The following is a 3,744-nucleotide window of genomic DNA, read 5'->3' on the forward strand; positions in this document are numbered from 1 at the left end:
GCAGAGTCCTGATAACTGACTGTCCGTCAGCGACATAAAAAATCTACCAAACACCCGCCTCAAACAAACATATCGGCAAGGGGAAATACAAATGAAACGACGCAGCCTCCTTAAATTCGGCTCCATGTCGGGCGCACTCGCGGTCGCGGGCCAATTGCCCATATCAAATTCGCAAGCCGCCGATACCGGGCCGATCAAGGTCGGCGTCCTCCATTCGCTCTCCGGCACGATGGCGATTTCGGAAACATCGCTGAAAGACACGGCGCTGATGACCATCGCCCAGATCAATGCAAGCGGCGGCGTGCTCGGGCGCCAACTCGAACCGGTGGTGGTCGACCCGGCATCGAACTGGCCGCTCTTCGCCGAAAAGGCGCGCCAATTGATTTCACAAGACAAGGTGGCGGTAACCTTCGGTTGCTGGACCTCCGTTTCGCGGAAATCGGTGTTGCCGGTGTTCGAGGAACTCAACGGCCTGCTCTTCTACCCGGTGCAATACGAAGGCGAAGAAATGTCGCGCAACGTGTTCTACACGGGCGCGGCTCCCAACCAGCAAGCCATCCCCGCCACCGAATACCTGATGAGCAAGGAAGGCGGCGGCGCCAAGCGCTTCTTCCTGCTCGGCACCGACTACGTCTATCCGCGCACGACGAACAAGATCCTGCGCGCGTTCCTCCACTCCAAGGGCGTGAAGGACGACGACATTCAAGAGGTCTACACGCCGTTCGGCCACGCGGACTATCAGACCATCGTGGCGAACATCAAGACGTTCTCGCAAGGCGGCAAGACCTGCGTGATCTCGACGGTGAACGGCGATTCAAACGTGCCGTTCTATAAGGAACTCGGCAATCAAGGCCTGAAGGCCACCGACGTTCCGGTCGTCGCGTTCTCGGTGGGCGAAGAGGAATTGCGCGGTATCGATACGAAGCCGCTGGTCGGCAATCTCGCGGCGTGGAACTACTTCATGTCGCTGAAGAACCCCGAGAACACGAAGTTCAAGGCGATGTTCGCCGAGTGGGTGAAGAAGAACAACCTGCCGGGCGGCGACAAACGCGTGACCAACGACCCAATGGAAGCCACGTTTGTCGGCATGCACCTGTGGAAGCAAGCGGCCGAGAAGGCGGGGAGCGTCGATGTCGACAAGATTCGCGTGGCCATGGTCGGCCAAAAGTTCGCAGCGCCGTCGGGCTTCACGCTGGAAATGGACGGCAACCACCACCTGCACAAGCCGGTGATGATCGGCGAAATTCGGGCCGACGGCCAGTTCAACGTCGTGTGGCGCACCAAGACCGCGATCCGCGCGCAGCCGTGGAGCCCGTACATCCCGGGCAACGATACCAAGCCGGACGTGGTCAGCTCGATCGGGGACTTCCTGCGCCGCCGCCGCGTTGCCTGAGGGCGCTCACGAAGGTTCGCGTGACATTGCAGGAGCAGTAATTTGAAGGTCGAACCGCCGCGTCGTGCAAAGCGTGCGAACGCGGCGGTTCGCACGAGTGAATGGGCATGACGCCCCGCTCCGTTTTACCTGAAAGGCTTTTCATGACCGGTTCGATACTTCGCGAGGCTCGCCTCATCCTGTTTGCCTTCCTGATTGCCTGCGTGCCGTTGACCGCGTTCGCCGCCCTCTCCGCTGCCGATCTCGCGCCCCTCGCCGCCGACGATTTCGACGCCAAATCCGCCGCCATCGACAAGCTGATCGCCAACGCCGACGCGCCGTCGGTGGCCGTGCTGAACGCACTGTCGGACGGCTCGCTCGTCGCCGCCGATGCAGGCGCGGTCCTGATCCAGACCGACGACGGCAACAAAGATCCGCTGACCGGCAAGATCGTGCAGGCGCCGGACGCGCAGCCGGTCACGCTGAACAATCTGCTGCGCGCGAAAGTGTCGGGTGCGCTGTCCGCACTTGAACTGTCGTCGCCGGATATTGAAAAGCGTCGCGCGGCCATCGACGAATTGCTGAAGGACGGCGATCCGTCGATGAAGCCGCTCATCGATAAAGCCCGCGCCCGGGAAACCGACCCCACCCTGAAGAAACGCCTCGACACGTTGTGGGCGACGACCGCGCTCCACGATCCCGATGCAAACAAGCGGCTCGAAGCGGTGCAACTGGTCGCCGCGCGCCACGACCTGGACATGAACGAATTGCTTCGCCCGATCGTCCAGAAGAACCCGGATGGCACCTTCAACGAACCCGACCCGCGCGTACGGGAAGCGGCGCAGGCGGGTATCGAAGAACTGGATTCCATCCAGCGGCGCGGCCTGATCGCCGGGACGATTTTTGCGGGCTTGTCGCTGGGTAGCGTGCTGCTGCTCGCCGCACTCGGCCTCGCGATCACGTATGGCCTGATCGGGGTCATCAATATGGCGCACGGCGAGTTCCTGATGATCGGCGCTTATGCGACGTATGTCGTGCAGAACCTGGTGCAGCACTACGCGCCTGCCGCATTCAACTGGTATCCGCTATTCGCCGTGCCCGTGTCGTTCGCGGCAGCGGCGCTAGTCGGTATCGTTTTGGAACGGCTGGTGTTGAAACATCTCTATGGCCGGCCGCTCGAAACCCTTTTGACCACCTTCGGCATCAGCCTGATCCTGATTCAGGCGACGCGCACGATTTTCGGCGCGCAGAACGTACAGGTGACCAATCCATCGTGGATGAGCGGCGGCGTATCCGTCATGCAGAACCTGATCCTGCCGTACAACCGGATTACAATTCTTGGCTTCTCGCTGATCGTCGTCCTGCTCGCCTGGGTCGTGTTGACCAGGACGCGCCTCGGCCTGTTCGTGCGCGCAGTGACGCAGAATCGCCGTATGGCCGCATGCGTCGGTGTAAAAACATCACGTGTGGACTCCTACGCATTTGCATTCGGCGCGGGTATCGCGGGACTGGGCGGCTGCGCGCTGTCGCAGATCGGTAATATCGGGCCGGATCTGGGACAGAGCTACATCATCGATTCGTTCATGACCGTCGTGCTTGGAGGCGTCGGACAACTGGCCGGAACGGTTATCGGCGGCTTCGGGCTGGGACTCGTCAGCAAGACGATCGAGCCTTTCTGGGGCGCGGTGCTAGCGAAAATCGCGGTGCTCGTGCTGATCGTGTTGTTCATCCAGAAGCGTCCTCAAGGCATGTTCGCCTTGAAGGGCCGCAGCGCGGAGGTCTGAGATGAATACACCCAACGCCACTGCGAATCTCGACGTCACGCCGCAACCCGATCAACGCGCGAAAAGCGAAGGCTTCGCGCTCGGCCTGCCGCCGCGCGCCGCGCTGCTGCCACGCAGCGGCTGGCTGGCGCTGATCGCATTCATCATCGCGATGGGCATCTGCGTGCCGGTTGCGGCGCTCGTGCTGCCGGAGTCGAGCACGTTCCACCTCTCCGCCTATTCGATGACGCTCGTCGGCAAGCTCATGTGCTACGCGATCGGCGCGCTGGCGCTCGATCTCGTATGGGGCTATTGCGGCATCCTGAGCCTCGGTCACGCGCTGTTTTTTGCGCTTGGCGGCTACGCGATGGGCATGTACCTGATGCGCTCGATCGGCCGCGAGGGCAACTATCAGAGCGACCTGCCCGACTTCATGGTCTTTCTCGACTGGCATAAGCTGCCGTGGTATTGGGAAGGCACCGAGCATCTCTGGTATGCACTGCTGCTAGTGATCGTCGTGCCCGGCCTGCTTGCGTGGGTGTTCGGCTTCTTCACATTCCGCTCGCGGGTCAAGGGCGTGTATCTGTCGATCATCACGCAGGCCATGAC

Annotated in this window: 3 protein-coding genes; all 3 read left to right on the forward strand. The window is 61.5% G+C overall.

Annotated features, from left to right (window positions below; translation table 11 throughout):
• The first annotated feature begins 91 nt into the window (after positions 1–91).
• Positions 92–1,393: an urea ABC transporter substrate-binding protein gene (urtA, locus tag WCA53_RS01770; protein WP_423904842.1), complete on the forward strand. Its 1,302-nt coding sequence runs from the start codon at positions 92–94 to the stop codon at positions 1,391–1,393.
• A 143-nt stretch (positions 1,394–1,536) separates the two neighbouring features.
• Positions 1,537–3,156 (forward strand): urea ABC transporter permease subunit UrtB, encoded by a 1,620-nt coding sequence (urtB, locus tag WCA53_RS01775; protein ID WP_423904845.1) that lies wholly within the window; start codon positions 1,537–1,539, stop codon positions 3,154–3,156.
• Between the two features lies 1 nt (position 3,157).
• Positions 3,158–3,744: ABC transporter permease subunit (locus tag WCA53_RS01780; protein ID WP_423904847.1), on the forward strand; the 587-nt coding region annotated here is incomplete at its 3' end.

Source organism: Caballeronia sp. (genome assembly GCF_049581465.1).
Classification (GTDB): domain Bacteria; phylum Pseudomonadota; class Gammaproteobacteria; order Burkholderiales; family Burkholderiaceae; genus Caballeronia.